Annotated in this window: 25 protein-coding genes and 1 riboswitch; of the genes, 16 read left to right on the forward strand and 9 right to left on the reverse strand. The window is 65.6% G+C overall.

Annotation, left to right across the window (positions count from 1 at the left end):
* Positions 1-31 precede the first annotated feature (31 nt).
* Entirely contained in the window at positions 32-2,641 is a 2,610-nt protein-coding gene (locus tag SPBM01_RS20415; RefSeq protein ID WP_188063274.1) for a nitrate reductase, read from the forward strand.
* Positions 2,628-3,410, forward strand: a complete 783-nt coding sequence (gene cobA / locus SPBM01_RS20420; RefSeq protein WP_188063275.1) for a uroporphyrinogen-III C-methyltransferase — start codon at positions 2,628-2,630, stop codon at positions 3,408-3,410. Before SPBM01_RS20415 ends, cobA begins: the two co-directional genes overlap by 14 nt.
* Before the next feature lie 9 nt (positions 3,411-3,419).
* Here cobA and SPBM01_RS20425 read toward each other — a convergent pair whose 3' ends face one another.
* A complete protein-coding gene (locus SPBM01_RS20425) occupies positions 3,420-3,941 on the reverse strand; it encodes a molybdenum cofactor guanylyltransferase (RefSeq protein WP_188065862.1) in 522 nt (173 codons plus the stop codon).
* 36 nt (positions 3,942-3,977) lie between these two features.
* Here SPBM01_RS20425 and fdhD point away from each other — a divergent pair, with 36 nt between their 5' ends.
* Both fdhD and SPBM01_RS20435 read left to right on the forward strand, forming a co-directional pair.
* Complete coding sequence (gene fdhD / locus SPBM01_RS20430; RefSeq protein WP_262504279.1) at positions 3,978-4,907, forward strand: formate dehydrogenase accessory sulfurtransferase FdhD; 930 nt, start codon at positions 3,978-3,980, stop codon at positions 4,905-4,907.
* Positions 4,908-4,975: 68 nt separating this feature from the next.
* Positions 4,976-5,199: riboswitch (cobalamin riboswitch) on the forward strand.
* Between the two features lie 172 nt (positions 5,200-5,371).
* Complete coding sequence (locus tag SPBM01_RS20435) at positions 5,372-7,207, forward strand: TonB-dependent receptor plug domain-containing protein (RefSeq protein WP_188063277.1); 1,836 nt, start codon at positions 5,372-5,374, stop codon at positions 7,205-7,207.
* Positions 7,208-7,244: 37 nt separating this feature from the next.
* Here the strand turns inward: SPBM01_RS20435 and SPBM01_RS20440 are convergent, their stop codons facing one another.
* Positions 7,245-8,048, reverse strand: a complete 804-nt coding sequence (locus tag SPBM01_RS20440; RefSeq protein ID WP_188063278.1) for an ABC transporter substrate-binding protein — start codon at positions 8,046-8,048, stop codon at positions 7,245-7,247.
* Between the two features lie 119 nt (positions 8,049-8,167).
* On the opposite strand from SPBM01_RS20440, the gene SPBM01_RS20445 reads away from it, so the two are divergent.
* Positions 8,168-9,163, forward strand: coding sequence for a FecCD family ABC transporter permease (locus SPBM01_RS20445; RefSeq protein WP_188063279.1), 996 nt, complete (start codon positions 8,168-8,170; stop codon positions 9,161-9,163).
* Positions 9,157-9,945, forward strand: a complete 789-nt coding sequence (locus SPBM01_RS20450; RefSeq protein WP_188063280.1) for an ABC transporter ATP-binding protein — start codon at positions 9,157-9,159, stop codon at positions 9,943-9,945. The genes SPBM01_RS20445 and SPBM01_RS20450 overlap by 7 nt, the downstream gene beginning before the upstream one ends.
* 116 nt (positions 9,946-10,061) lie before the next feature.
* On the opposite strand, the gene SPBM01_RS20455 is transcribed toward SPBM01_RS20450, so the two are convergent.
* Positions 10,062-11,267 (reverse strand): penicillin-binding protein activator, encoded by a 1,206-nt coding sequence (locus SPBM01_RS20455; RefSeq protein WP_188063281.1) that lies wholly within the window; start codon positions 11,265-11,267, stop codon positions 10,062-10,064.
* An 11-nt stretch (positions 11,268-11,278) separates the two neighbouring features.
* On the opposite strand from SPBM01_RS20455, the gene rsmI reads away from it, so the two are divergent.
* The 4 genes from rsmI (at position 11,279) to SPBM01_RS20475 (ending at position 14,193) form a co-directional block, all read left to right on the forward strand.
* The gene (rsmI, locus tag SPBM01_RS20460; protein WP_188063282.1) at positions 11,279-12,121 is read left to right on the forward strand and encodes a 16S rRNA (cytidine(1402)-2'-O)-methyltransferase; all 843 of its coding nucleotides are present in this window, start codon (positions 11,279-11,281) and stop codon (positions 12,119-12,121) included.
* Positions 12,118-12,471: a YraN family protein gene (locus SPBM01_RS20465; protein WP_188063283.1), complete on the forward strand. Its 354-nt coding sequence runs from the start codon at positions 12,118-12,120 to the stop codon at positions 12,469-12,471. Before rsmI ends, SPBM01_RS20465 begins: the two co-directional genes overlap by 4 nt.
* A 35-nt stretch (positions 12,472-12,506) precedes the next feature.
* Positions 12,507-13,481, forward strand: a complete 975-nt coding sequence (gene gshB / locus SPBM01_RS20470) for a glutathione synthase (protein WP_188065863.1) — start codon at positions 12,507-12,509, stop codon at positions 13,479-13,481.
* A 112-nt stretch (positions 13,482-13,593) separates the two neighbouring features.
* The gene (locus tag SPBM01_RS20475) at positions 13,594-14,193 is read left to right on the forward strand and encodes a DedA family protein (RefSeq protein WP_188063284.1); all 600 of its coding nucleotides are present in this window, start codon (positions 13,594-13,596) and stop codon (positions 14,191-14,193) included.
* Here SPBM01_RS20475 and SPBM01_RS20480 read toward each other — a convergent pair.
* Entirely contained in the window at positions 14,190-14,462 is a 273-nt protein-coding gene (locus SPBM01_RS20480; protein ID WP_188063285.1) for a hypothetical protein, read from the reverse strand. The two genes, SPBM01_RS20475 and SPBM01_RS20480, sit on opposite strands and share 4 nt — an antisense overlap.
* A gap of 42 nt (positions 14,463-14,504) precedes the next feature.
* The gene (locus tag SPBM01_RS20485) at positions 14,505-15,398 is read right to left on the reverse strand and encodes a tyrosine recombinase XerC (RefSeq protein ID WP_188063286.1); all 894 of its coding nucleotides are present in this window, start codon (positions 15,396-15,398) and stop codon (positions 14,505-14,507) included.
* Between the two features lie 81 nt (positions 15,399-15,479).
* Between SPBM01_RS20485 and SPBM01_RS20490 the strand changes: the two genes are divergently transcribed.
* The 5 genes from SPBM01_RS20490 to SPBM01_RS20510 are packed head-to-tail and all read left to right on the forward strand — an operon-like array spanning position 15,480 to position 19,640.
* Complete coding sequence (locus SPBM01_RS20490; protein WP_188063287.1) at positions 15,480-16,358, forward strand: MBL fold metallo-hydrolase; 879 nt, start codon at positions 15,480-15,482, stop codon at positions 16,356-16,358.
* Positions 16,343-17,062 (forward strand): DUF4230 domain-containing protein, encoded by a 720-nt coding sequence (locus SPBM01_RS20495; protein WP_188063288.1) that lies wholly within the window; start codon positions 16,343-16,345, stop codon positions 17,060-17,062. The genes SPBM01_RS20490 and SPBM01_RS20495 overlap by 16 nt, the downstream gene beginning before the upstream one ends.
* A 31-nt stretch (positions 17,063-17,093) precedes the next feature.
* Positions 17,094-18,080: a quinolinate synthase NadA gene (gene nadA / locus SPBM01_RS20500; RefSeq protein WP_188063289.1), complete on the forward strand. Its 987-nt coding sequence runs from the start codon at positions 17,094-17,096 to the stop codon at positions 18,078-18,080.
* Positions 18,077-18,940, forward strand: a complete 864-nt coding sequence (gene nadC / locus SPBM01_RS20505; protein WP_188063290.1) for a carboxylating nicotinate-nucleotide diphosphorylase — start codon at positions 18,077-18,079, stop codon at positions 18,938-18,940. The genes nadA and nadC overlap by 4 nt, the downstream gene beginning before the upstream one ends.
* Positions 18,933-19,640 carry a ribonuclease T2 family protein gene (locus SPBM01_RS20510; protein WP_188063291.1) on the forward strand — a complete coding sequence of 236 codons (708 nt, stop codon included), beginning with the start codon at positions 18,933-18,935 and terminating at the stop codon, positions 19,638-19,640. Before nadC ends, SPBM01_RS20510 begins: the two co-directional genes overlap by 8 nt.
* A gap of 2 nt (positions 19,641-19,642) precedes the next feature.
* Here SPBM01_RS20510 and SPBM01_RS20515 read toward each other — a convergent pair whose 3' ends face one another.
* Both SPBM01_RS20515 and SPBM01_RS20520 read right to left on the reverse strand, forming a co-directional pair.
* Entirely contained in the window at positions 19,643-20,065 is a 423-nt protein-coding gene (locus SPBM01_RS20515) for a DUF4112 domain-containing protein (RefSeq protein WP_188063292.1), read from the reverse strand.
* A gap of 25 nt (positions 20,066-20,090) precedes the next feature.
* On the reverse strand, positions 20,091-21,530 hold the full coding sequence (locus tag SPBM01_RS20520; protein ID WP_188065864.1) for an ABC transporter substrate-binding protein: 1,440 nt from the start codon (positions 21,528-21,530) through the stop codon (positions 20,091-20,093).
* Positions 21,531-21,738: 208 nt separating this feature from the next.
* Between SPBM01_RS20520 and SPBM01_RS20525 the strand changes: the two genes are divergently transcribed.
* Positions 21,739-23,151, forward strand: coding sequence for an OprO/OprP family phosphate-selective porin (locus tag SPBM01_RS20525; RefSeq protein WP_188063293.1), 1,413 nt, complete (start codon positions 21,739-21,741; stop codon positions 23,149-23,151).
* Between the two features lie 4 nt (positions 23,152-23,155).
* Here SPBM01_RS20525 and SPBM01_RS20530 read toward each other — a convergent pair whose 3' ends face one another.
* The gene (locus SPBM01_RS20530) at positions 23,156-24,751 is read right to left on the reverse strand and encodes an ATP-binding protein (protein ID WP_188063294.1); all 1,596 of its coding nucleotides are present in this window, start codon (positions 24,749-24,751) and stop codon (positions 23,156-23,158) included.
* On the reverse strand, positions 24,720-25,424 hold the full coding sequence (locus tag SPBM01_RS20535) for a response regulator transcription factor (RefSeq protein WP_188063295.1): 705 nt from the start codon (positions 25,422-25,424) through the stop codon (positions 24,720-24,722). Before SPBM01_RS20535 ends, SPBM01_RS20530 begins: the two co-directional genes overlap by 32 nt.
* Positions 25,425-25,427: the final 3 nt, after the last annotated feature.

Genomic DNA, 25,427 nt, shown 5'->3' on the forward strand with positions numbered 1-25,427 from the left:
CCGTCCCCTCCCCTGAAGGGGAGGGGCTATAATGGCCGAACCTATCCGCACCACCTGCGCCTATTGCGGCGTCGGCTGCGGCATCGCGGCGACGCCGACCGGCAGCCGCGCCGTGACGATCAGGGGCGACGAAGCGCATCCGGCCAACGCCGGAAAGCTGTGTTCCAAAGGCACGCATCTGGGCGAGACGGTGGGCCTTGAAGGCCGTTTGCTCCATCCCATGATCGGCGACAAGCGCGCCAGTTGGGACAAGGCGCTCGATCTTGTGGCCAAACGTTTCCGCGAAACCATCGCCAGACATGGTCCCGACAGTGTCGCCTTCTACGTCTCCGGCCAATTGCTGACCGAAGATTATTATGTCGCCAACAAGCTGATGAAGGGCTTTATCGGGTCGGCCAATATCGACACCAACAGCCGCCTGTGCATGTCGAGCGCAGTCGCGGGCCACAACCGGGCCTTTGGTGAGGATGTCGTTCCCGCCAGCTATGACGATCTGGACGAAGCGGACCTCATCGTGCTGGTCGGGTCCAACACCGCCTGGTGCCACCCGATCGTCTATCAGCGAATCCAGGCCGCCCGCGCCACGCGCGGCACGAAACTGGTGGTGATCGACCCGCGCCGCACCGAAACCTGCGAAGGCGCGGACCTGCATCTGGCGCTGAGGCCCGGCAGCGACGTCGCGCTGATGAACGGGCTGCTCGCCTGGATGGATCAGGCGGGGCAACTGGACGCGGATTTCATGGCGCGCAGCGTCAACGCGCCCGACGGCTTCTGGGACCATATCCGCACCGGCCATGACCTGTGGACGACGGCCAAGGCGTGCGATCTGCCGCCCGCCATGCTTCAGCAATTTTACGAACTGTTCGCTGCGAACCCGCGCACCGTCACGATGTTCAGCCAAGGCATCAACCAGTCGATTCGCGGCACCGATCAGGTCAATGCGATCATCAACGTCCACCTCGCCACCGGCCGCATCGGCAAGCCGGGTGCCGCGCCCTTTTCGATCACGGGTCAGCCCAACGCCATGGGCGGGCGCGAAGTCGGTGGCCTTGCGTCCACGCTGGCGGCGCATATGGATTTTGCGCCGGACAATGTCGCGCGCGTCGGCCGCTTCTGGGCCGCGCCGACCATGGCGACCAGGCCGGGGCTGAAGGCCGTCGACCTGTTTCGCGCGATCAACGAAGGGCGGATCAAGGCGCTGTGGGTGATGGCGACCAACCCCGCCGTTTCGCTGCCCGACGCCAATCGCGTCCGCGAAGCGCTGGAAAGCTGCCCCTTCGTCGTCGTGTCGGACGTGATGGCCACCACCGACACCGCCGTCCACGCCCATGTCCGCCTGCCCGCCGCGGCATGGGGCGAAAAGGACGGCACCGTTACCAACTCGGATCGCACGATCAGCCGCCAGCGCGCGCTGCTGCCGCTGCCTGCCGAAGCGAAACCCGACTGGTGGATCGTGACGGAAGTCGCGCGGCGCATGGGGTTTCGCAATGCTTTCGCTTATGATCGGCCCGCCGACATCTGGCGCGAACATGCGCGCCTGACTGCTTATCAGAATGACGGCGCGCGGCTGCTGAACCTGCGCGGTCAGGCGACCATGGGCAACGAAGCCTATGACGCGATGGAACCGTTCCGCTGGGGCGACACGCCCTTCGCCGATGGGCGTTTTTCGACTCCCGATGGCAAGGCGCGGCTGCTGCCGGTCAGCCAGATGGATGTTCAGGCACCGCTGCGCGACTGGCCGATGACGCTGAACACCGGGCGCTATCGCGACCAGTGGCATACGATGACTCGCACCGGCCTGTCGCCCAAACTGGCGCGCCATCGCGAGGAACCGCTGGTCGAAATCCATCCCGCCGACGCCGCCGCGCTCGGTATCGCCGATGGCGATCTGGCCCGCGTCGCCACGCCGCAGGGCGAAAGCCTGTTCCGGGCGGCGATCAGCACTGGCCAGCGCGTTGGTGAAATATTCACCCCGATCCACTGGACAGACCAGCAATCGAGCGGGGGGCGCACGGGCTTGCTGCCCCGCCCGTTGGTCGATCCCCATTCGGGTCAGCCGGGCTTCAAATCCACGCCCGTTCGCGTCGAAAAAGTCGCTACCGAATGGAAAGGCTTCCTCATCCTGCGCGGCGACGAACCCGTGCGCGTGCCATGCCTGTGGGCCACCCGCATCACCGTACCGGGCGGCGCGCTGTATGAAGTGGCGGGCAATGGCGATGCGGCGCGGCTGGAAGCCTGCCTGCCCAAGGGTGAGCGCGTAGAGGCGATCGACCAGACGCGCGGTACGCGCCGCGTCGCGATCATCCGCGACGGCAAGCTGGCGGGCGTGCTGATCGTCACCCGCACCGGCATATTGCCGACCCGCGACTGGCTGATCGGCCAGTTGGCGGTCGAAAGCGTCGGTGCATCGGTGCTGGCGGCACGTGGGCCGGGCAATCAGCCGGATAAGGGCGCAATCATCTGCGTCTGTTTCGACATCGGTTTGAACACTATCGTCGCCGCCATCCGCAGCCAGCAACTGGTGGACGTGCCTGCCATCGGTGCAGCCCTTGGCGCAGGGACCAATTGCGGTTCCTGCCGCCCCGCACTTGCCAACATCCTTGCCCAGACTCGACAGGAGACGCTCCATGCAGCCGAATGAACTGATCGCGCGCGGCGAAGTCTGGCTGGTCGGCGCGGGGCCGGGTGACCCGGATCTGCTGACGCGCAAGGCGGAAAAGCTGATCTGCGCTGCCGACATCGTCTTTTACGATGCGCTGGTCGGGCCGGGCGTGCTGGACCTTATCCCCGATGACGTCGAGCGAGTGAGTGTGGGCAAGCGTTCGGGCCGCCACAGCAAGCAGCAGGAAAGCATCAACGATCTGTTGCTGGCCGCCGCGCGCGCGGGCAAGCGCGTCGTCCGGCTGAAGGGTGGCGATCCGTCGATCTTTGGTCGTTCGGCGGAGGAAATGGATCATCTGGGCGAAGGCGGCGTGCGCGTGCGCATCTGCCCCGGCATCACTACGGCCAGCGCGGCGGCGGCCAGCGGCCACGCCTCGCTCACTCTGCGCGGCAAGGCGCGCGGGCTGACGCTGGTGACGGCGCATCTGAAAGCGGGCGAACCGCTCAAGCTGGACTGGGACGCACTGGCCCGGCCCGGCGGCACGCTGGGCATCTATATGGGCCGCGCGGCGGCAGGCGAAATCGCGCGCAGCCTGATCGGTGCGGGGCGTGACCCCGAAACCCCGGTGATGGTCGCGGTCAACGTCTCGCTGCCCGGCGAACGCCTCATCCGGGGCAAGTTGTCGGCGCTCGCTTTTCTGGTCCAGACGATCAGCGACGAAGACCCGACGCTATTGCTGATCGGCGAAGCGGTCGCAGGCAATGGCGTTCCAGTGGAAGTTGCGGCGCGCGTGGCCGCGACGGTTTGATCCAGCGAATCACAACCCCGCCAGATCCTCCGGCCGGTTGATATTGGGCAGTATCAGCCCCGGCATATCCACCACGCGCGCGCCGATCCGATCGACAAAGCCCCGGATCGAACGATTATTCTCCTCCGCCAGCTGCGCGTCCAGCACATCGGCCAGCGTCACTGGCCACCAGCCCAGCAAAGGCTGACCTTTAAGGATCGCTGCCTCTGCGCCGATCAGCGCCACGGGCAGATCCGCCGGATAGAGCGGCATGTCGCATCCGTTGGTCAGCACCCCGGCAAAACCTTCCGCGCGCGCATGATGCAGCGCAGCGTTCAATCCCCCCAATGGTCCCAAGTCCGGCGCGGGCCGATCTGCCAGGCCACCCTCACGCCCGCAAATCACGATGCTTGCGACATGCGGCGCAAGTCCTGCCACCGCATGGTCGATCAGCGTCCGCCCGTCCGGCATCACCGCCAGCGCTTTGTCGCTGCCAAAGCGGCGCGATCGTCCACCGGCCAGCACCGCGCCCAATATCCCTGACCCTGCCATATCGCCCCGCACATGAATGTCCCAAGCCGATAGCATATGAGTGTCATGGTCACCCCCGTCAAAAAGCGTGCCGGACCTGCATGGCATTGCGTTGCGGCACGCCGGGCCATAGGGTCGCTTCATGCCCGCAGCGCCGCCGATCCTGTCCGTTACCTTCGGACACCCCACATCGTGACGCACCATTCGCCCGATGTCCCCTTCACTCGCCTGACCCCGGACGGTCAGGCCGATCCGGTCGCCCGCGCGTTGGCGCAGGAAGTGCCGATCGCGGTCGAGTTTAACGGCGTCGGCTATGCGGTGTTGATGGCGACCCCGCATGATATTGGCGATCTCGTGCTGGGCTTCGCGCTGGCCGACCGGCTGATCGGACCGGACGACGCGCCCTTCGCCGTCGATGTCCATGATACCGGGCAGGGGATGGTCGCGCGCGCCACGCTGCCTGCCGACCGGACCGATGGTCTGCTGGACCGGGTGCGGCACCGCCTGTCGGAATCGGGGTGCGGCCTGTGCGGCGTTGAAAATCTGGAACAGGCGATGCGCCCGCTGCCGCCCGTTACGGCGCAATCACGCGCAGAACCCGCCGCCATTTTCCGTGCGCTGGGTGAACTGGCTGCGCACCAGCCGCTTAACGCTGCCACCGGCGCGGCCCATGTCGCGGCTTATGTCGGCGCGGACGGGACGATCGGCTGCGCGCGCGAAGATGTCGGGCGGCACAATGCTTTCGACAAGCTGATCGGGGCGATGAAACGCGCAGGCACCGACTGGGACGGTGGCTTTGCCTTGCTGTCGTCGCGCTGTTCCTATGAACTGGTGGAAAAAGCGGTGCTGAGCGGATGCCCGCTGCTCGTCACCATTTCCGCGCCCACCGCGCTGGCAGCCCAGCGTGCGGAACAGGCCGGGCTGCCGCTGGTCGTGCTGGCCCGGCCCGACGCGCTGTTGCATCATGGCAACGCTTTGCGGCCTTAGCGACACGGGCGGCTTGGCACCGCTCCACCTTTCCCCTAGAGCGCGCGGCGCAGGGGCGGTTCATCGTCCTTGCAATAGATCGCGCCGGTGCCTCGCAAGAGGCTGAAAACGGGAATGTGGTGCGGGCGGGAAACTGCCCTATTCCACGGCTGTCCCTGCAACTGTAAGCGGTGAGCGCGATGCACAGAGGGTTTCAAAGACCCGGTCACTGAACCTTTTGGGTTCGGGAAGGCTTGTGCATCGCCGCTATGACCCGCGAGCCAGGAGACCTGCCGGCGTCTGGTCGCTCTTGCCCTGATCCAGGGGATGGTCATGGCACGGTGGTTTTCCGTCGAGCGACGCTATGCGGCCGGGGCCGCATCGTGCCGTGCGGCGGGGGGTGGCGTCATCCTGCATCGCGGCGCGACCGTTGCGAAACGGACGCCCCGGCCTTGAAGTCGCACATGACGCTCAGGGCTATTATCATGGTAAAAACAGGGATTTCTCTTCTCGCGCTGCTGGCGGCCACGCCTGCTTTGGCACAGGATGACAATATCGTCGTCACCGCGTCGGGCATTGCCCAATCGCGCGACGAAGTCGGCCAGGCAATCACCATCATCGATGCAAAGACGATCGACACGCGGCAGGCGGTCGATGTGGTCGATCTGCTGGCGACCACGCCGGGGGTCCGCTTCAACCGCAATGGTTCCACTGGCGGCGTGACCGGCGTGTCGCTGCGCGGCGCGGAAACGACGCAGACGCTGGTGCTGATCGACGGGGTCAAGGTCAACGACCCCAGCGGCATTGGTGACGGCTATGATTTCGGCCATTTGCTGACCGGCAATATCCGCCGGATCGAAGTGCTGCGCGGCTCCAACTCGGTCGTGCATGGCAGCCAGGCGATCGGCGGCGTGGTCAACATCATGACCGGCGTGCCGGCGGAAGGTTTCGGGGCCAACGCCTCGGTCGATTATGGCTATAGCGATACGCTGAACGCGAAAGCAGATGTGTCTGGCACCAGCGGCATGGCGTCGGGCGGCATTGGCGCAGCCTATTTTCGCACCGATGGCATTTCGTCGGCTGTGGGTGGCACGGAAAAGGACGGCTATGAAAATATCGCCACCAATGCCCGGCTGAAACTGGCGTTCAGCGACGCGCTGAGCCTCGATCTGCGCGGCTATTATATCCATGCTGACCTCGACTATGACAGCTTCTTCGGCGCGCCTGCCGACAGCAGCGACGTGTCGAAAATGGACCAATATGTCGGCTATGCGGGCCTCAACCTTGCCCTGCTCGACGGTCGCCTGACCAGCCGCGCGGCGGTGACTTACTTGCGCAACGACCGCGACTATTATTTCGTGCGCGGCACCGACGCGGATTATGGCTATTCCGGCACCAACCTGCGCTTTGAATATGAAGGCGTATATGCCCCGGTCGATCAGGCCAAGCTGGTGTTCGGCTATGAACATGAGCGCCCCGATTACGACTTCTTCGGTTTCGGCAGTACGTCGTCGGCGAAGATCAATATCGACAGCGTCTATGCGCTGGCGATCGTCAAGCCCTTGACTGGCCTGTCCGTCACTGGCGGCGTGCGCCATGACGACCATAGCCAGTTCGGCGGCGCAACCACGTTCGGTGCGAACGCCAACTACACGCCCAATGCGGGCGCGACCAATGTGCGATTAAGCTATGGCGAAGGGTTCAAGGCACCCTCGCTCTATCAGCTTTACGACACATTCAGCGGCAACAGCGCGCTGCGCCCCGAACGATCGAAAAGCTACGACATCGGCTTCGACCAGAGCCTGGACGGGGAGCGGGCGATCCTGTCGGTCACGGCGTTCCTGCGCAACACCACTGACCAGATCAATTACGACAATGCGACCTTCAGCTACAGCAACCTCGACCGCACCCGTGCCAAGGGCGTGGAAGCGAGCATTGCGCTGAAGCCCGTGGACGCGCTGACCGTGACCGGCAGCTATAGCTATGTCGATGCGCGCGATCGGTCGGGTGGGGCTACGGATGGCAACCTCCTGCCGCGCCGCGCGGTCAACGCGGTCAGCGTCTCGGCAGACTATGTCTGGTCCTTCGGCCTGTCCACCGGCGCGACGCTGACTATGGTGGGCGACAGCTTCGACAATGCCGCCAACACCCGCCGCCTCGACGGCTATGCGCTGGCGGGCCTGCGTGCCGCGTTGTCGCTGGGCGAGCATCTGGAAGTCTATGGCCGCATCGACAATCTGTTCGATGAAGCCTACGCCACCGCCTATGGCTATGGCGTTTATGGCCGCTCCGCCTTTGGCGGCGTGCGTGTCCGCTTCTGACGGGGGACAAGGGGGGACGGGCGCGCAGCCCGTCCCTTCACTTATGCGCGTTCAACCGCGCAATGATACCCTGCGCCGCCTGCACATAGGCCGGGCCGCCACATACGGTCCAGCTTTGCGGCACGCTGATGCGCGGCACGGATTTCAGCGCGGGATGCTGGAGCATCTCGGTCCCCTGATCGACCACCGCCACGCTGCCGCTTTCGACGATCAGCCAGTCGGGCCGCGCCGCGACCATCGCCTCCAGCGGCACCTGCGCCAGCGCGGGCTTGCCCAATTTGCCTGCCAGATTCACAAGGCCCACCCGGCGCATCAGGTCGTCGACCAGCGTGCCGGTGCCGGTCATATAGCCGCGCCGCTGATAATAGGCCGCTACCCCGCCACGCTTCGCTTTTGGCAGCGCTGCCAGATCGCGGTTCATCCGCGCGATCAGCCGCTCGCCGCGCTCAGGATGCCCCACCGCCCGCGCGACCTGCCGTATCTGATCGAGGATCGCGCTATAGCTGTCCGCACTGGCCAGCCCCAGCATGGTCCATTGCCCCGGCGGCGCGCCCGCGACCCTGTTCGGCCCGATGGGATAGCCCAATATCAGGTCGGGCCGGATCGCCAGCACCTCCTCCGAAGCGCGCCGCAGCACGCGAAGCCCAAGTGCAGCCTCTGCCGCCGCCGACAATTCGGGATCGCGCGCATTGCTGCTGAGTGCCGCAATCTGCCCCTTGTCCGCCAGCGCGATCAGATACTGGTCGGCACAGACATTGAGCGACACGATCCGGCGTGGCGCAGCATGGGCCGCGCTGGTGAGTGTCAGGGCGGCCGCTGCAAGGGTCAGGAAACGGGTCATGGAGCCTGTCTGTTAGCACGTCATGTTCTTGCGAAGGCAGGAATCCAGTCCCACCGTCAGAACTGGGTTCCTGCCTTCGCAGGAACACCCTGCTTTGCCAACCGCCAAGGCGCTCACAAATGACCGTCCGCCGCCATCCTCTCCTCATCCCCGCGCTGCTCCTCATTCTGCTCGTCGCGGCACTGGGGTCGGTGCTGCTGGGCGCTGTCGCGATCAGCCCGGCGCGCATCCTTGCCGTCCTGACCGGCGGCGGAGACGATATCGCGCGCGCCATCATCCTGGACCTGCGCCTGCCGCGCCTGCTGCTGGGCCTCATCGTCGGAGCCATGCTGGGCCTGTCGGGTGCGGCGTTGCAGGGCTATCTGCGCAATCCACTCGCCGAACCCTCGGTGCTGGGTGCATCCAATGCAGCGGCGCTGGGCGCGGTGTGTGCGCTCTATTATGGCATCAGCGCGCTTCACCCGCTCGTCCTGCCGATGCTCGCCATCACATCTGCGCTCGTCGCCATTGCTGCCCTGTTCCTGCTGGCCGGATCTTCGGAAAGCCCGCTCACCTTGATCCTCGCCGGAATCGCGGTCGGCACGCTCGCGGGCGCGGGGATCAGCCTGTCGCTCAACCTGTCGCCCAATCCCTTCGCCGCGATGGAAATCATGAGCTGGCTGATGGGCAGCCTGGAAAACCGCAGCTATGTCCATGTCGCTGTCGCATTGCCCTGCGTCGCGATCGGCGCGGCGCTGCTGCTGGCCGACGGGCGGACGCTCGACGCCCTGACATTGGGGGAGGAAGGCGCGCAGGCGCTGGGCGTCAATCTCAATGCCGCGCGTTGGCGGATGATGCTGGGCGTCGCGATCGGCGTGGGCGGGGCGGTGGCGGTGTCGGGCGCGATCGGCTTTGTTGGCCTGATCGTCCCGCATATCGTCCGCCCGCTGACCGATCGCTCGCCCTCCGCCGTGCTGCTCCCCTCGCTGATCGGCGGGGCGGCGCTGCTGACACTGGCGGATGTTGGCGTGCGGTTGATCCCCACCGCCAATGAACTCAAGCTGGGCGTCGTTACCGCGCTGCTGGGCGTGCCGATATTCCTCATGCATCTGATGCGGGAGCGGCGGCTATGGTGAGCATCAGCGCGCAAAGCCTGTCGGTTCGCCTTGGCCGCCATGCAGCGGTGCAGGCCGTTGATTTGATGCTGGAGCCGGGCCAACTGGTCGGCATCATCGGACCCAATGGCGCGGGCAAATCCACATTGATCCGGGCGATGCTGGGGCTGGCCAAGCCGCAGGCTGGCCGGGTGCTGATCGATGGGCAGGACGTGTCCCGGCTCGACCGGCGCAGCATCGCGCGCGCCATCGCCTATCTGCCGCAGGGGCAGACGCTCCACTGGCCGCTGGCCGTCGAACGGCTGGTCGCGCTGGGCCGCCTGCCGCATCTGGGACCGCTATCGCGCCTGGCGCCTGCTGACGAAACCGCCGTTGAAGCCGCCATGACTCGCGCCGATGTGGCGCATCTCAAAGGTCGGATCGCCACCGAATTGTCGGGCGGGGAGAGGGCGCGGGTGTTGCTGGCGCGCGCGCTGGCCGTGGGCGCGCGCGGCCTGATCGCCGACGAACCGCTCGCCGCGCTGGACCCCGGCCACCAGATCGACGTGATGGACCTGTTGCGCGAAGAAGCCCGCAGCGGCGCGCTGGTCGTCACCGTGTTGCACGACCTGGGCATGGCGGCGCGCTGGTGCGACCGGCTCGTGCTGATGGATCGCGGCGCGCTGGTCGCTGACGGCGCGCCGCTCGACGTGCTGACCGCCGACCGGCTGGCCAGCGTCTATGGCATCACTGCCTGCATCGATCCGGGCAATGGCTGGCCCCTCATCCTGCCGACCGGGCGCATCAAAAATCCTCCCCTGTAAGGAGAGGGGGACCGTTCGCGCAGCGAATGGTGGAGGGGTGTCATGCTATCGAGAGTGCGACACCACTCCGTCTGCCCTGCGGCCAGCCACCTCCCCTTGCAGGGGAGGATTGGACACTATTCCCCAAAGCCCTTTGGCGCAGGTGCCACGACCGTCACCGTGCCAGCGCCCACTTCCGACACTTCCAGCGCCCGTTCGGCCACTCCGTTACGGCCAAAGCGGAACGCGCCGTCGATCCCCGAAAAACCGCCGCCATCGCGCAGCCGCGTAGCGGGGAAGGGGGTGCCGGGCTTCCAGTCGCGCGCGATTCGCACGGTCAGCAGCACCGCGTCATAGCCCAGCGACGACAGGCGAAATGGCGTGCTGCCATAGCGCGCGCGATATTTGCCCGCCAACTGGCCATAGAGCGTGTCCGAAACGCTGGCGAACCATGCCCCGCGCAGCACCGGGCTGGCGGCCAGCGTGCCTTCGGTATTCCACAATTCGGTGCCGAGCAGCCGCGCCGTCGCGCCGCCATTTTTCCGCACGATCGGCGCGACCTGCAACGCCACCTTGCCACTGTCGGCGATCAGGACCGCGTCATAACTGGACGCGGCCTGCAATTTTTTCACCGCTGCCGTGATCGACGCCGGGCTGCGGTCGAACGTCTGGAGCGATACGACCGTGCCGCCCGCCTGCTCCACCGCGCGCAACATCGCATTGCCCGCCCGCTCGCCATAGGTGCCACGCGGCACCAGCGCGGCGAACTGGCTCAGTCCCTTTTCCCGCGCAAAGCCCACGACCCGTTCGATCGACTGGTTGGGGTTATAACCCATGATGTAAACGCTGCCGCCTGCAACGCCGGTGTCGTTGGAAAAGCTGATGACAGGCACATTGGCGCGCGCGGCGATTGGCCCGATCACGCGCGCATCCTCCGCCAGCAACGGTCCCAATATCAGGCGGTTACCCTCCGTCAACGCCCGGTTCGCCGCTGCCGCTGCGCCCAGCGCGGTGTCGTAAGTGGTGATGCGTACCTTGTCCGTTTTGGTGTCCATCAATGCCAGTGTGGTCGCGTTGGCGATCGACTGACCCACGCCCGCATTGGGTCCGCTCATTGGCACCAGCAAGGCGACACGATGGCGCAAGGTGTCGGTGGGCAGCCCTTCGCTGACTTGCGGTCCGGTCGGCTGGACGGGTCCGGTGGGCGTGGTCGGTGCCGGTCCCTTTGGCACGATGGATTGACAGGCGGCCAGCAGCAGCGTGCCTGCCGCAAGCACAATGCGCGCGCCGCGCTTTAGCGAAGCGAACAAGTCCGCTTGCGGGATGGCATCCGTCTCTGTCATCTGGCGTCCTTATGGAAACTCAATCATCGGGTCTTGAACCTGGGCTTTACATCGTCGCGGGGCCGATCGGCAACCTTGGTGACCTTACGCCGCGCGCGGCGGAAATTTTGCGGCTGGCCGATGTGGTCGCCGTGGAAGATACACGGGTCAGCGCGCGCCTGTTGCGCCATGCCGGGTCGGATCGGCCGATGGTCCCCTATCATGATCATAGCGCTGACCATGTCCGCAACCGGCTGGTCGAGCGGATGGCGGGCGAATCGGTCGCACTCCTGTCGGATGCTGGCACCCCACTGATTTCCGATCCGGGCTACAAGCTGGTGCGGGATGCGCGCGCGGCGGGGCGCAGCATCACGACTCTGCCCGGACCCAGCGCGGCGATCGCGGCGCTGACGCTGTCGGGCCTGCCGACCGACCGTTTCCTGTTCATGGGTTTTCTGCCCAGCAAGGCGAAGGCGCGCGGCGACGCGCTGGACGAAGTGGCGGGTCTGCGCGCCACGCTGGTCTTTTACGAAAGCGGCCCGCGCCTGTCGGAAAGCCTGTCGTCTATGGCCGCGCATCTGGGTGACCGGGACGCTGCCGTCAGCCGGGAAATCAGCAAGACGTTCGAGGAAACGGCGACCGGCACGCTGCTTGAGCTGTCCGCCCGTTACGCCGACGCCCCGCCCAGGGGCGAAATTGTCGTCACCGTCGGCCCGCCCGGCGAAGCGCCGCCCGCCAGCGCGGAAGATGCCGACGCTGCGCTGATCGAAGCCATGACGCGCCTGCCCGTGTCGAAAGCGGCGGGGGAGGTCGCCAAGAAACTGGGTCTGGACCGGCGCACGCTTTACGACCGGGCGATGGACCTGAAGGGGTGACGCGCGCGCAGGCGGAAAGGAAGGGACGTCAGGCCGAACGCATTGCCGGCTGGTGGCTGCGGCTCAAAGGCTGGCAGATTATCGGACGACGGATGCGCACCCCGGCGGGCGAAGTCGATCTGGTCGCCCGGCGCGGCGCGATGATCGCTTTTGTCGAGGTGAAGGCGCGCGCCACCGCAGCAGAGCTTGACCTGGCCATCGACGAACGGCGGCTGGCCCGCGTCGCGGCGGCGGCGGAAATTCTCTGGTATGATCTCGCCAAACCGGGCGACGACATGCGAATCGACGTCATCCTCCTTGCGCCGGGGCGTGCGCCACGCCATCTGGCGAACGTCTGGCATGGGGGATAACGGCCCCTTCCGCCCCCAAAGGAAGAAGGATGAGCATGACCACCCTCAACCCCCTGACCGTCGCTGTGCAGATGGACCCGATGGAGGGCATTGGCATTGCGGGCGATTCGACCTTCCACATCATGCTGGCGGGGCAGGCGCGCGGGCATCGCCTCTACCATTATCTCGCCAACGACCTGACTTTCCGCGATGGCCGCGTGCTGGCGAAGGCGCATCCGGTCAAGGTGCAGAAGGTGCCGGGCGACCATTTCGCCTTCGGCCCGGCGGAAATGATCGACCTTGGCCGCGACGTCGATGTCGTGCTGATGCGGCAGGATCCGCCCTTTGATTTAAGCTACATCACCGCCACCCACCTGCTCGAACGGGTGCAGGAAGAAACGCTGGTGGTGAATGATCCCGCCAGCGTCCGCAACGCGCCCGAAAAATTGTTCGTGCTGGATTATGCCCGCTTCATGCCGCCCACCATGATCACGCGCGATCTGGCCGAAGTGCGCAGTTTCCTGGCCGAACATGGCGAAATCGTCGTCAAGCCGCTCTACGGCAATGGGGGCGTCGCCGTGTTTCATGTCGATGCGAAAGGATCGAACCTGTCGTCGCTCGTGGAACTCTTCAAGGCGTCATGGGTCGAGCCTTTCATGGTGCAGGCATTCATCCCCGGCGTCGCGGAAGGCGACAAGCGTATCGTGCTGGTGGATGGCGATGTCGCAGGCGCAGTGAACCGCATCCCCGGCGCGGGCGAAATCCGCTCCAACCTGGCCGTCGGCGGATCGGCGGCAAAGACACAACTGACCGACAAGGAACGCGAAATCTGCGCCGCGCTCGGCCCGGAACTCAAGCGACGCGGCCTGTTGTTCGTGGGTATCGACGTGATCGGCGGCGAATGGCTGACCGAAATCAATGTAACTTCGCCCACCGGCATCGTGTCGATCGACGCTTTCGACGGCACCGACACCGGCGGCCTGATCTGGGACGCGATCGACGCCCGGCTGGCGGCACGGGCAGCGGCCTGACCCCCATGCCCCACCCCCGTCATCCCGGCGCAGGCCGGGATCTCCCTTTTCTTTGGGACCTGAAATGCAGGCGAGATGCCCGCCTGCGCGGGGATGACGGAGCGTTGAACCCATGACGGACTGGGTTCTCCGCCTGATCGACGCGGGTGGCTATTGGGGCATATTCGCGCTGATGGTGCTGGAAAATGTCTTTCCGCCGATCCCGTCCGAACTCATCATGGGCATTGGTGGCATCCGCGTGGGTCAGGGGCGGATGGCGATGGAGTGGCTGCTCGTCGCCGGGACGATCGGCACTACCGTCGGCAATTATTTCTGGTATCTGGTCGGGCATATATTGGGCTTTGGCCGGTTGAAACCGCTGGTGGATCGCTTTGGCCGCTGGGCGACGCTGGAATGGCGCGATGTCGAGGCGCTGGACCGGCTGTTCGGCAAATATGGCCAGATCGTCGTCTTCGTGTTCCGCTTCATGCCCGCGCTACGCACCATGATCTCGCTGCCCGCCGGCCTGTTCCGCATGGGTCATATCCGCTTTCTCGCCTGGACGGCGGGCGGGGCGCTGATCTGGAACATATTGCTGGCTTATGCGGGCGTTATTTTGGGTAAGAATTTTCAGGACATCGACCGCTATGTCGGTCCGGCCGCGACGGCCTGCGTCGTGGGCGCGATACTGATCTACCTGTGGCGGCTGGCGACCTGGCGACCCAAGGGTTAAAACGGCACCTTAACGCCCACCATCACCCGTTTCGACGTCGTGCCATTGCCAAAGCTCTGGCTTTCGACATGGACATTCCCCTTCACATTGCCGAACAGACGGAACTCCGCGCGGCCCAGCGGTGGCTCGATGCCGACAGGCTCCCGCTCGATCCGCTGGCTCTGCTTGCGCGCCGTCACGACGATGGCGTCGGGCGGCGCGGCGGGACGCACCGTGCGCAGGTCGAAATCGGCAGGCACGCCTTGCAGGGCCAGGATGAGACGCAGCATGGCGACAGGCTGGCGCGCAATTACGGCATCATGATGACGCGGTCAGGCGCGCGGATGCGCGGCGCGATAGACGTCCATCAGGTGGGCTGCGTCCACCTGCGTATAGACTTGGGTGGACGACAGGCTGGCATGGCCCAGCAATTCCTGCAACGACCGCAAATCCGCCCCGCGCCCCAGCAGATGCGTCGCAAAGCTGTGGCGTAACGCATGGGGCGTCGTCCGATCCGACAGGCCCAGCCGCCCGCGCGCACCCTGCACCGCGCGGCGAATCAGCGCAGGCGATAATGGTCCGCCCCGCGCGCCGCGAAACAACGGCTGGTTGCGCGCCTGTGGATGGGGGCATTGCTCGACATAGGCCAGCATCGCGTCGCGCACCTGCGGCAGCAGCGGGACCATCCGCGTCTTGTTGCGCTTGCCCGTTACCCGCAGCACATCGCCCAGCGGCAGCACGTCACCCTGCAACCCCATCGCTTCGCCAATGCGCAGCCCCGCGCCATAAAGCAGCAGCAGCACTGCCCAATCGCGCGCGCCGATCCACGGCTCGCGCGCGCCCTCGGCAATGTCCTGCGCCAGCGCCACGACTTCATCAGGCGAAATGGGTCGGGGCAGGCCACGCTTGACCCGTGGGCCTTTCAACTGCGGGATCGCCGCATCCTCTCCCCCGCAAAAGCGCAAAAACCCGCGCACGGCAGACAATTCCCGTGCCGCCGACAGATTGCCGATGCCATCCATCCGCCGCGCCGTCAGAAACGCGCGCAGGTCCGCCTGTTCCAGCTTTGCCAGCCGCGCCGCATCGGCGACTTGCCCATGATGTTCGGTCAGAAAGGCCTGCAACCGCTCCGCCGTGGCGACATAAGCCCGCACCGTATGAGTCGAGCGCCGCCGGTCGAGCGCCAGATGCGCGCGCCAGCGTTCGATAAGGTCGGATGCAGCCATATCCCCGGTCTAGAGCAGGACGGAGGCCGATGGAATCCCTCCCGCCCTTGAAATCCAGCCGGAAAGTGGCACATGGACCTTATGGCACTCCCTTTCGATCCGGCCGATCTGCCGACCGGCATAGCGATGCCGCTGTCTCCACTGGTGGCGCGGGTGCTGGCACCCAATCCATCGCCCTTTACCTATACCGGCACGCAAACCTATCTGGCCGGGGCGCACGATGTCGCAGTGATCGACCCCGGCCCGGACGATCCGGCGCATCTGGCCGCGCTGACTGCCGCCATCGCTGGCCGTCCGGTCGTCGCGATCCTCTGCACCCACACCCACCGCGACCACAGCCCCGCCGCGCGCCCCTTGAGCGACGCAACCGGCGCGCCGATCATCGGTTGCGCGCCGCTGACGCTGGACGATGACGGCCCGCGTGCCGACGCCGCGTTCGATGCGGCCTATCGCCCCGACCGGGTGCTGGGCGATGGCGACCGGGTGAGCGGGCAGGGCTGGACGCTGGAAGCCGTCACGACGCCCGGCCACACCTCCAACCACCTCTGCTTCGCCCTTTCGCAAGAACAGGCGTTGTTCACGGGCGATCATGTCATGGGCTGGTCCACCAGCGTCATTTCGCCCCCCGATGGCGACATGAGCGCCTATATGCGCTCCATGCAGCGGCTGCTCGACCGGGACGACTACGTCTATTACCCCGCCCATGGCGAACCGATCGACAATCCCCAGCGGCTGGTGCGCGGCATGATGGGTCATCGCAAGCAGCGGGAGGGGCAGATATTGCGCTTCCTCGAACGCAACGGCACCAGCGCCATCCCCGACATGGTCGCCGAAATGTACAAGGGCGTCGATCCGCGCCTGCACCCGGCCGCCGGGCGCTCGGTGCTGGCGCATCTCATTGATCTCGACGGGCGGGGCATCGCCGCGCCGCAGCCGGACGGACGATGGCAGATCGCCTGAAACGCTACGCCGGGCCGGTGGCCGTCGCGCTGCTGATCCTGATCGTCGGCGGCGCGATGCTGGTCGGCTGGCAGCGCTATAATCGCGACTATGTCGTCAGCGTGGAGGATGACGGGTCCGCCGTGACCAAGGTGATCGCCGCGCGCATCGCCGGGACCAGCAGCCTCAAAGTGTCGGAAATGTCCGGCACCATACAAAGCACGGCGCAGGACGTGCGCGGCTTTGGCCTGCTCAAATCCGACCAGTTGGTGAAAATGCCCTTCACGGTCGATTATTTCGTGGACGTCAGCCGCCTGTCCGCAAGCGATCTGGAATGGAATCCGCAGACCCGCACCCTCATCGTCCATGCGCCCGACGTTGCGCCGGGCCGCCCCAATGTCGATGAAAGCCGCCGCACGCTGGTTCGCACCGGCGGGCTGTTCGTGACCCGGCAGGCGGGCGAGGCACTTAACCGCCGCGTGTCCGCCCATGCGCAACAGCGCGCGCAGGCCACCGCGCGCGCGCCCGAACGCATGGCGCAGGCGCGCGATTATGGCCGTGCGGCGATCGGCCGGCTGATGGCCGCCCCGCTCGCCGCCGCCGGATTTGGCGACGCGCAGGTGGTCGTCACCTTTCCGCCAGAACGCACCGCCCGCAACGGCGAACAATGGGACGTGACCACGCCGCTGAACGAGGTACTGGCCAACACGCCGCCACAGCGTTAGGGCGCAGTCGAGGACCGAGGAGTTACAGGGTATGAACGCTATCACCGGCATCCCGCAGGGTACGGACCTGCGCGCGGAAATCGATCGGCTGCGCAAGGAACGCAACGCCGTCATCCTTGGTCATTATTACCAAAGCCCGGAAATTCAGGATCTGTCCGATTTCGTCGGCGATTCGCTTGAACTGTCGCGCAAAGCGGCGGAAACCGACGCTGACGTCATTGCCTTTTGCGGCGTGCGCTTCATGGCCGAAACCGCCAAGATATTGTCGCCCGACAAGATCGTCATCCTGCCCGACATGGACGCCGGATGCAGCCTGGAAGACTCCTGCCCCCCCGCCCAGTTCAAGGCGTTTCGCGAAGCCCACCCGGACCATATCGCCTTGAGCTACATCAACTGCTCGGCCGAAGTGAAGGCGCTGTCCGACATCATCGTGACGTCCTCGTCCGCCGAAAAGATCCTGTCGCAAATCCCCAAGGACCAGAAGATCATTTTCGGTCCCGACAAGCATCTGGGCGGCTATCTCAAGCGCAAGCTGGGCCGCGACATGCTGTTGTGGCCGGGCGTGTGCATCGTGCATGAAGCCTTCAGCGAGACCGAATTGCTGAAACTGAAACTGCTGCACCCCGACGCGCCGATCGCCGCCCACCCCGAATGTCCGCCCTATATCGTCGATCATGCCGACTATGTCGGATCGACCAGCGGCATCCTCGACTTTGCCAAGACGATGCCCGGCGACACGCTGATCGTTGCCACCGAACCGCATATCATCCACCAGATGGAAAAGGCGGTCCCGCACAAGCATTTCATCGGCGCGCCCGGCGCGGACGGCAACTGCAACTGCAACATCTGCCCCTATATGGCGCTCAACACGATGGAAAAGCTGTATATTTCCCTGCGCGACTTGCAGCCCCGCATTGAAATGAACGAAACCCTGCGCCTCGCCGCAAAAAAGAGCCTCGACCGGATGCTGGAAATGGCCAGCGGCACGGTAGGGCAGGGGGATGTCGGCGCGCGATGACTGTCTCGTCCCCTGCCTTCAGTCTGGCCGGTTTCGACCTTGCCACCTTCGTAGCCGCCACGCTGGCGGAGGATCTGGGACCGGACAATCGCGACGTCACCAGTGAGGCGGTGATTCCCGCCGATGCGATCTTCGACGGAGTGATGGACAGCCGGGACACAGTGACGCTGGCCGGACTGCCGATCGCGGCGGCTTTCTTCCGCGCGCTCGACCCCGATGTGGAAATCGCACTGCTGGCCCAGGATGGCGATCGGGTGGCGGCGGGGACCGACATCCTGCGCATCCGGGGCAAGGCCCGCGCGATGCTGACGGCGGAACGGTCCGCGCTCAACACCGTCCAGCATCTGACGGGCATAGCCACCATGGCGCGCGCCTATGTCGACGCCATCGCCGGGACCGGCGCGACATTGCTGGATACGCGCAAGACTATTCCGGGCCTGCGCATCCTTGAAAAATACGCCACCCGCATGGGCGGCGCGACCAATCACCGCATGGGGCTTTGGGATGCGGCGATGATCAAGGATAATCATGTTGCCGTCGCCGGATCGGTGGAGGAAGCCGTGCGCCGCGCCGTCGCCGCCGGGGTCGCCAGCATCATCGTGGAAGTCGACCGGATCGACCAGATCGAACCCGCGCTGGCCGCTGGCGCAACCCATTTGCTGCTCGACAATATGGACGCGGCCACACTGCGCGGCGCGGTCACACTGGTTGGCGGGCGCGTGCCGACCGAAGCGTCGGGCGGCGTCACGCTCGACACCATCCGGGCAAAGGCGGAAACCGGCGTCACCTATATCAGCGTCGGCCGCCTGACCCAGTCGGCCCCTGCCGCCGACATCGGATTGGATTTCGCTTATGCATAAGTTGCTGGCTGCTTTGCTGTTGATCGCTGCGCCCGGCACGGCGCTGGCGCAGGCGAACCAATGCCGCTTGCCCGCGATGATCGCGCGTCCGCATGTGGAGGGACCAACTGTCGACGATCCCAAGCGTATCCTGCCGATCGGCTATTACACGCTCGCGGTCAGCTGGACGCCGCAATATTGCAAGACGTCGCGCGGCGGCGCGCGCGATGCGCTCCAGTGTCGATCGGACAATGATTTCGCCTTCACCCTGCATGGCCTGTGGCCCGACGGATATGGCAGGGAATGGCCGCAATATTGCAAGCCGTCCGGCCTGCTGCCGCGCAAGGTGATCCGCGATCATCTGTGCGCGACGCCGTCTGTCCAACTGATCCAGCATGAATGGGAAAAACACGGCACCTGTATGCCGACGACCCCGACCAGATTTTTCGCCCTGTCGCGCCAGCTTTATTCCGCGCTGCGCTACCCGGACATGGCGGCGCTGGCGCAGCGGCCGACCCTGTCGGCTGGAGATTTCAGAGCGGCTTTCGCGGCACGAAATAAGGGCATGGTCGCGGACGGCCTGCGCCTGAACGTCACACGCGACGGCGCGCTCAGCGAAGTGTGGATCTGTATGGATCGCAAATATCGCTACATCGCCTGTCCGCCGCAGCAGGGCGGAGTCGCGAACCGCGCGCAATTGCGGATCGAACCGCCGCGCTGATCCTACCCGTCGATCATCGCGGTCGACGGATGATGCCGGTCCAGATGCCTGCGGATGATGCGCAGGTTGCGCGTGTTGGAGCGGAAGGCGAAATCGAAAATATCCCCGGCGAAGGGTATCGCCCCGACCAGCGTATCGACCCCGACATTGGCGGCCATGCGCGTCAGTTGCCATTTCGACATGCCAAGGTTGCGGGCTTCCCACACCATCCACGCGCCCATCGACGCGGTGGCCAGGTCGCCGATGACCGGGATCAGCCCGACGATCGTGTCCAGCCCGACCCGGCGGTTGATGCCGGGAATGACGAACAACCCTTCCAGCAATTGTTCCATCGCTTCGATCCGGCGGCGGACGGACGCTGCGTCGCGGCCCATGCCGGGTATCGCGCGCGCGGCGGCTTCGAACTGGTTGGGTGAAATCGCCATGGGGCTTGTCGTCTCCTTGCACCCTTCACTTGGTGTCGCGCAGCAGCCGGTTCAATGGGTGGCGTGCGCGGGGGGAGGGCAGGAAGCCGTTGAGCCGCCGCGACACCAGCGACCAGCGGATCGGCGTGCCAAGCGGAATATAGCCATTATGCGCCATCATCAGCGCTTCGGCGTCCGCAATGCGGGCGCTGCGTTCATCGGCTGAACTGGCCAGGCTGGCGGCCTGCAACTGCGCATCGGCTTCCCGGCTGCAATGGACTTTGCGCGCGCACCCGATGCGGCCCAGATACCAGAGCGCGCTGTCATAGGCGGCCACTTCATCGACCATCCTAAGGTCGGCCTGCGCGCGCATATCGACCCGAACGGCCACCAGTCCGATCGCCGCCAGATCGCGCCGCACCAGCCCGAACAGCAAGGTCGCGCCCGGTCCCTTGGGCAGGGCAATGCGGATCGGGGGCGGCGCACCATTCGCTTCGCGCCAACGGGCCACGGCATCGGCAGCCTGCACCCGCCGTTCGGGCAGCGGCAGCGCCGCCCATTCCGCCACGCTTGGCGGGCGCGGCAGGTCCATCTGGTCCGGCACGATCCGTTCGCTCGTCGCCCATCCGCCCAGCGGCAGGAAGGGGGGCAACTGGCTGCGGTCGATCGCCATGTTGATCGCCGCGCGCACGCTCGCATCGTCGATCAGCGGGCCGTCCCCCGTCACTGCCAGCCCGAACAATCCCTGCACCGGGTCGGCGCGCACGGCATTGCGCTCTACCCCGGCAGGGACCAGCAGCGGAAGATCGGTAAAGCGCCCGCCCAGCACTAATGCCGCGCCACCCTGCTGAAACCGCACGATCGCCATCGCCGCCCGTTCGGCCCGCAATACGCGCAGGTCGCGTGGCGGCGTCGCTTCGTCCTCGCCATCGGCACCGCCCGGCTGATCGGCTGGCGTCAGCATGACGGCGCTGCCCTGTCGCGTGCGCCGGTACGGACCCGTGCCGCCTTCGCGGGTCAGCACCGCCATTTGCGGCTGCGCCAGCATCTGGAGCAGATAGGGGCGGGCGGCGGCCAGTTTGATTTCGATCACTTCGCCCGTCATCGGCACCACCGTCTGCACTGCATCGAGCGGCCCGTCGGGGTCCAGCCGACGCAACGCCGCGATCCGCGCCGTCAGCATCCGGGCGACATCGGTCGCCGTGACGCGCGTGCCATTGCCCCAGAATGCACGGCGGATGCGGAAGATATAGCTGCGCCCGTCATCCTCGACGATCCAGCGCTGGGCCAGGGCAGGCAATATGTCGCCACTGGCGTCGAACGCGACCAGCCCCTGCGCGGTGGCTTCCAATATCAGCTTCGCCCCCGGATCGGGCAGGTTCTGCAACGGTCGCGCCAGATCGTCGGCATCGCCGACCACGCTGACCGCCACTGGCCCGCTCGCTTCGCCCGAACAGCCCGAAAGTGCCGCGCAACAGGCCATCATCGCCGCAAGGGCAAGGCGATGGAAGCGCCGGGAAGAAGGATGGGAAGCAGCTATCACGGGACCGTCACCCTAGCCTGCCATGCTGCCACCGCCAACCATGATGGCATCATCATCCGCAATAGGAAAAACGTCATAAAAATGACTTATATACTACGCCATATTGTAACTTGATGGTCATATTGGCGACCCGGAAACACCGGGGACATATATGACACCGCAATCTCGACTCGCCGCCGGCACTGCGCTGGCCCTGTTGCTGGCGCCGCTTCCGGTCGCTGCGCAGGCCATGGACGCGGCGGAGGCAGAGGCTTTGCGCGCGCAGGTCGCGGCTCTGAAGGCGCAGGTAGACCGGCTGGAAGCACGGTTGAACAACACGCCACCCACTGTCTCTGTCGCTGTCGCCAAAACGGAACAAGCCGCTGAAACGACAGCGGTTTCCCCGGCCAAAGTCGCGCAGGCAAAACCGGCGGGCGACACCGCAATCAACTGGAAGGGCGGACCTGTATTCACCAGGGGCGCGGCCAGTTTCCACGTCAAGGGTCGCATCCAATATGATGCTGGCCTGCTCATGACCCCGGCCAGCGTGAACGACCGGGCCAAGGGCTATGGCAATGAATTGCGCCGCCTGCGGCTGGGCGGGGAAGGGCAGTTGGGCGGCGGATTCGGCTACAAGCTGGAACTGGAGCTGTCGGACAATGTCTCCGATCTGGTCGACACGTTCATCACCTATGAAAAGGGCAAGTGGCTCGTCACGCTGGGCAATCACAATGCCTTCCAGTCGCTCGACGAACTGATCGGCGACACTGGCGGTTCGGTGATGGAACGCGCCGCCTTTACCGACGCTTTCGGGTTTGAACGGCGTCTGGGCCTGTCCGCCCAATATCGTTCCGGCATCCTGCTGGCGCAGGCGGGCATCTTCTCCGACAGCGCCGATTCGCTGACCAATGCGTCGGACGGTGCCAATGGTGGCGACGAAAATAACAGCTATGGCGTCGATGGCCGCATCGTGCTGGCCCCCAAATTCGGCGCGACCCAGCTTCATTTCGGCGCATCGGCCCATTGGCGTGACTTTCAGCGCCTGTCCGAAACGCCCCAGCGCTACCGCCAGCGCGCCTATCTCCACACCGGCAACAGCCGCTTTCTGGCGACGCCCAACATCCCGGCGGATGGCGAAAGCCATTATGGCGTCGAACTGGCTGGCACTCGCGGTCCGCTCTGGTGGGCGGGGGAAGGGCATTGGCTGCGCGTGTCGCGTCCCGGCCTGTCGGACCCCACTTTCTTCGGCGGCTATGGCGAAGTGGGCTATGTGTTCACCGGCGAAACGCGCGGATACAAGAACGGCATATTAGGCACCGTCAAACCCGCCCGCCCAATGGGCAGCGGCGGCTGGGGCGCGTTGCAGGCGACGGTGCGCTACGACTATCTGAACATGAACGACAAGGGCATCGTCGGCGGCACCCAGAACGCCGTCATTGCTGCGCTGGTGTGGACGCCGATCGAAAATCTGCGCTTCAACATCAATTACGGCCATCTCGACTATACCAACGCGGCGATCCTGGCCGGTACGAAGCGGGACTATGGCGTCGATGTCGTGGGCTGGCGCGCGGAACTGGATTTCTGACGGTTCACTCCGAAACCATCCCCGGATCGCGCGCCACCGCCATTGGCAGGTGCAGGATGAAGCACGCCCCGCTCAGATCATCCTGGCGGTCGGCGATGCTGATCCGGCCCTGATGCCCGTCGATGATCGAACGGGCGATGGCGAGGCCAAGGCCCGAATGCTTACCGAAACTCTCGCCCTCCGGCCGCACGCTGTGGAACCGGCGGAACACATGTTCGCGCTCTGATTCGGGGACGCCTGGCCCTTCATCCTCGACGCTGACCAGCACCTGATCGTCCGCCACCGTCGCCACGATCCGCACCAGCCCGCCTTCGGGGGAGAAGGATATGGCATTGTCGATAAGGTTGTCGAGGACGCGGATCAGCCGCCCTTCCTCGCCCAGCACCACCGCCACATCCTTGCGCGGGCGGGCAAAGGCCAGACGCACGCCACGCGGCACCCCGCGCGCTTCCCGTGCGATCACCATCTTTTCGATCAGCAGGCCAAGGTCGATCGGCTCGAACCGGGTGCGGGAAAGCTCCGCGTCTACGCGCGACGCTTCGGCAATATCAGTGACCAGCCGGTCGAGTCTGCGCACATCATCCTGCGCGATCGCCATCAACTGCGCGCGCAGGTCCGGCCGATCCACCCGGTCCAGCGCCTCTATGGCCGACCGCAGCGATGCGATCGGGTTCTTCAATTCATGGCTGACATCGGCGGCGAACGCATCGGTCGCGTCGATCCGCTGGCGCAGGGCATGGCTCATGTCCGATAGCGCGCGCGCCAGCATACCGATTTCGTCGCGCCGTTCGGGCAGGCGCGGCACCGTCACTTCGCGCGCGCGGCCCAGCCGCACCCGCACGGCGGCGCGCGCCAGTCGCTGGAGCGGCTGGACGATGGTCCGCGCCAGAAACAGCGATAGCAGCACCGACGCCAGCGCCGCCACGCCCAGCACCATGCCCAGGCGCAGCCGCTCCGCCCTGACCGTGCGTGTGATGTCGCGAGCATTTTCGGTCGCGAACAGGCTGGTGCCGTCGCGCATCATGACGGCGGCGGATATGACGATCGTGCGGTCGGGGGCATATCGGTTCACGGCCTGCGGTCGCCCGGTCTTGCGCGCCATCAGCAGTTCGGGCCACGCTTCGGCGCGATCGACCGTCGGTTCTGTGAAATTGGGCGGCCGGTCGGCGGACACGACCCGGTCCATCGCCTTGTCCAGAAAGCGCGCGACATGGCGCTGCCACCCTTCTTCCGAAGGCAGGCGCAGGCGATAGCGCGGCGCGTTCATCGCAAAACTGTCGGACAGGCGATGGCCATCGGGTGCATAGCGCCGCACCCGGTCGCCGGTCTGGCGCGCATAGGCCGCGATCAGCGCGCCCTGCCGGTCGGTCCGCGCATTATCCAGGCCGATCGCCAGCAGTTTCAGCTCGCGCGCCGACTGTTCCAGCCGCGCGTCGATGATGCGCGTGCGATAGCTGTCGAGGTAGAAGAACCCCCCCGCCAGCAGCGCCAGCGCAAAGACGTTCACCGCCAGGATGCGCGGCGTCAGGCTGATCCGGTTGGACCAGCGCAGCCGGGCGCCCGGCGCATCATTCCTCGGAGAATCGGTATCCGGCGCCATAGAGTGTGTCGATCGCGTTAAAATCGGAATCTACCTCGCGGAATTTGCGGCGCAGCCGCTTGATATGACTGTCGATCGTCCGGTCGTCGACATAGACATCATCCTGATAGGCGGTGTCCATCAACTGGTTGCGGTTCTTCACCACGCCGGGCCGCTGGGCCAGCGCCTCCAGGATCAGGAATTCGGTGACGGTCAGCGTCACATCCTCCCCCTTCCATTTTACCCGATGGCGCGCCGGATCCATTTCCAGCCGCCCCCGCACGATCGGGTCGGCAACCGGCTCGTCCGGCGCATCGGGCATCCGGCTGACTTCGGCCCGGCGCAGGATGGCGCGGATGCGGGCGATCAGCAGCCGTTGCGAGAAGGGCTTGGAAATATAATCGTCCGCCCCCATCGCCAGCCCCAGCGCCTCGTCCAGTTCATCGGCCTTGGACGTCAGGAAAATGACCGGCATCGCGCTCTTTTCCCGCAACCGGCGCAACAGTTCCAGTCCGTCCATGCGCGGCATCTTGATGTCGAACACGGCCAGGTCGGCGGGATTGTCCAGCAACGCCTTGAGCGCGCCTTCGGGGTCGGAATAGACCCGCGTCATAAAGCCTTCGGTCTGGAGGGCGATCGACACGGACGTCAGGATATTCTTGTCGTCATCCACCAAGGCGATGGTTGCGGTCATGCG

The organism is Sphingobium sp. KCTC 72723 (genome assembly GCF_014280435.1).
GTDB lineage: Bacteria > Pseudomonadota > Alphaproteobacteria > Sphingomonadales > Sphingomonadaceae > Sphingobium.